Origin of the sequence: Clostridioides sp. ES-S-0049-02, assembly GCF_020658465.1 — a bacterium.
In the GTDB taxonomy this organism is placed as follows: domain Bacteria; phylum Bacillota; class Clostridia; order Peptostreptococcales; family Peptostreptococcaceae; genus Clostridioides.
The window spans coordinates 1-3,034 of sequence record NZ_JACVWG010000037.1; the positions used below are offsets into that span (position 1 = coordinate 1).

Sequence of the window (3,034 nt, forward strand, 5' to 3'; positions counted from 1 at the left end):
CTTCTAAAAGCAATGATAGACAATTGATATTTAATACTCATTTATGCCATAATGGTGATTCATATAAATTATTTTATTATACAGAAAGCAAAACATTTCATTGCTATAGTTCTTGTGGCCATATAGGGAGCTTAATAGATTTATTGATACATATAAATAAATATGAATTTAAAGACGCTATTAATGAAATAAAAGATTTCTTTGACATTTCAAATCAACCAATGTTAAGAAAAGGATTTAGAGTAAAGAAAAAAGTAAATAAAATAGATGATATTAAGGACATACAAATAGAATTACTTCCTACTCTTAAAAAGCCATATGTATATAAAATTTTTCAACAAGCTCCAATTAAAGAATGGGAACTTGAAAACATATCTTTTGAAGTTCTTAAAACATATCAAATACATTATAATCCATATGAAAATCAAATAATAATTCCTCACTTTTGTTGGCATGACAAAGATAGACCAATTGGTATTAGAGTTAGAAACTTAGATGAAGATAAAGTTAAAAATTTTGGTAAATATATTCCATTATGGTATGACAACAAGTGCTATAATCACAAACTTAGTCTTAACTTATATGGGCTAAATATAAACAAACAAGCTATTAAACAAGCTAAAAAAGTAATAGTATTTGAAGGTGAAAAATCAGTCTTGCAAATGGCCACTATGTATAAAAATAATCCATCTGTAGCTATATGTGGAAGTAATTTTAGTAGAGAGCAAAAGAAAATATTGCTAGATTTAGGGATTGAAGAATTAATAATAGCTTTTGATAGGCAATTTAAGACTAAAGGAGATGAAGAATATATTGCATGGAAAAATAAAATATCCAAGCGAGTTCAAGATATTAAAGATGTAGTAAGTATAAGTGTAATCTGGGATAGAGATAATCTATTGGATTATAAAGATAGTCCTAGTGATAAAGGTAAGAAAGTGTTTGAAAAATTATTAAAAAATAGAATAAACATAATACAATTTGAAGGAGTGATTGAATGAGTGAAGTTGCAAGACAGGTAGTAGATGAAATAGTTAGAATAAGTAGCCTAGAAGTTGCTAAGATGATGGAAACAAGACATGATGCTTTATTAAGAAAAATAGATAATAATAGTAAAATATTAACTGACCACAATTTTGTGTTGAGTGATTATTGGGTAAAAAGTTTTTATAAAGATAGCAGTGGTAAGGAAAATAAAGAATATTTAGTATCAAAAAAAGGTTGTGAATTTCTAGCACATAAGACAACTGGAGAAAAAGGTGTGCTTTTTACAGTGAAGTATATGGAACGATTTGAAGAAATGGAAAGGATTATAAAAGAACAAAAACTTGAGTTATCACCAAGAGATAAAGGCATATTAGATATAGTAAATTCTAAGTCAGATATAGAGCAGGCAATAGCAATAAAAACTTTTGAAGAAGTTGTAACTGCACCTCTTATAGAAACAATTGAAGAGCAAAAACCAGATGTTCAATTTGCAAATAGGATTAGAACAGATGGAAGAAAAGTCTATAGCATATCACAAGCTTCTAAATTATTGAAACTTCCATATGGTAGAAATAAATTAATGGAAAATCTAAGAAATCTAAAAATACTTCAATCAAATAATGAGCCTTATCAAACATACATAGACAGAGATTATTTATTAGTAGAACTAAATGAAACTGGAAACAAGTTGGTTATAACTCCAAGAATAACTGGTAAGGGAATGAAGTGGTTAGAAAATAAATTAAGAGACAAATTACTTGCATTAGCATAATAGGAGGGGTTATATGATACAAGAAGTTAGACAAGAAGTGTTATTACAAAATGGGGACATATTACATACAGGAGATATCATAAATGTAAAATATAAAACTATGGAAGATACAAAAAAACAATTTTGTCAGGGAAGATTAAAAAATGTAGATGAGCAATTTATCCAACTAGATACAAGTAAAAAATATAATACATCAGAAAAAACAATCTATGCATGGGATTTAATAGATATAGAAAAGGTGAGTGATGAAGATGAAAAGAATAATTAATAGCAAATATAGAGCCTTATATTTATTTATGTTTTTATTAATTTTTAACTTAATATATAGTTTATATTTTGGAAGGAATACAGAAATCGGATTTTATTCTAGTCCAAGTTGCATAGAAGAATATATAATGGATATTATAACTTCTATAGGAATATTTTTCTCTATGATGTTGGCTGGGTTTGATGTTACAGAAAATTTTATAAATAGCTTAGGAGATTATTGTGAAGAAGATACAAAGTGAGGTGAATAAATTGGAATTAAAGGATTATATAAGTAAAGTAGAATTAAATGACATGCCATTGACTTTAGACAATAAATACATGTTAAATGAAATAAGCATATCTGAAGATAGTAAAATCTTTGCTGTAAAAGACACATCAGGAATAACATCTTATTATACTGAAATAGAATTTAATAAACTATTTAGAGGAATTAATAGCATCCTAGAGAATATTATTTAGGAACTGAGGGTCGAGAGCTATTAATTAATGGCTCTCTATTTTTTTGAAAGGGGAGAATTAATGGAAAAAGAATTATATAGTTTTAGTAAATTAAGTGCATTTCACACATGTCCATTTCAGTATTATCTTACATATATTAAAAATTTAAATCGAGAACAAAATTGTTATGGTTATTATGGAAATGAGTTACATAGTTTATTAGAACAATTACAACAAGAGAAAATAACAAATCAAGAAGCTATCCAAAAATATAATGAAGTTATAGAATATGCAAATCTAATGAATTACAATTTTCCTACACTAAATTCAAGAATTAATTATTTAGAATGTATCTTACATTACATAGAAAATTTTGTACCAATCAAATGTGATAGATACTACATAGAAGAGTCATTTGAGTTTGATATTAATGGAATTACCATGAGAGGATACATAGATTTGTATTACATGATAGGTAATAAAATCTATGTTATAGATTACAAATCAAGTAGCAAATTTTCTAAAAAAGACCTGCCAAAGAAATCAATGCAGCTCATCCTATATGCA

The 3,034-nt window shown here is 26.6% G+C and carries 6 protein-coding genes; all 6 read left to right on the top strand.

Annotation, left to right across the window (positions count from 1 at the left end; genetic code table 11):
* Positions 1–1,001: hypothetical protein (locus IC213_RS20210; protein ID WP_227863568.1), on the top strand; the 1,001-nt coding region annotated here is incomplete at its 5' end.
* Entirely contained in the window at positions 998–1,759 is a 762-nt protein-coding gene (locus IC213_RS20215; protein WP_227853449.1) for a phage regulatory protein/antirepressor Ant, read from the top strand. The genes IC213_RS20210 and IC213_RS20215, both read left to right, overlap by 4 nt.
* Positions 1,760–1,772: 13 nt before the next feature.
* On the top strand, positions 1,773–2,027 hold the full coding sequence (locus IC213_RS20220; protein ID WP_227863569.1) for a hypothetical protein: 255 nt from the start codon (positions 1,773–1,775) through the stop codon (positions 2,025–2,027).
* Complete coding sequence (locus IC213_RS20225) at positions 2,011–2,268, top strand: hypothetical protein (protein WP_227863570.1); 258 nt, start codon at positions 2,011–2,013, stop codon at positions 2,266–2,268. The genes IC213_RS20220 and IC213_RS20225 overlap by 17 nt, the downstream gene beginning before the upstream one ends.
* Positions 2,249–2,488 (top strand): hypothetical protein, encoded by a 240-nt coding sequence (locus tag IC213_RS20230; RefSeq protein WP_227863571.1) that lies wholly within the window; start codon positions 2,249–2,251, stop codon positions 2,486–2,488. The genes IC213_RS20225 and IC213_RS20230 overlap by 20 nt, the downstream gene beginning before the upstream one ends.
* Before the next feature lie 60 nt (positions 2,489–2,548).
* Positions 2,549–3,034 (top strand): PD-(D/E)XK nuclease family protein (locus IC213_RS20235; RefSeq protein ID WP_227863572.1); only part of this gene is annotated, 486 nt, incomplete at its 3' end.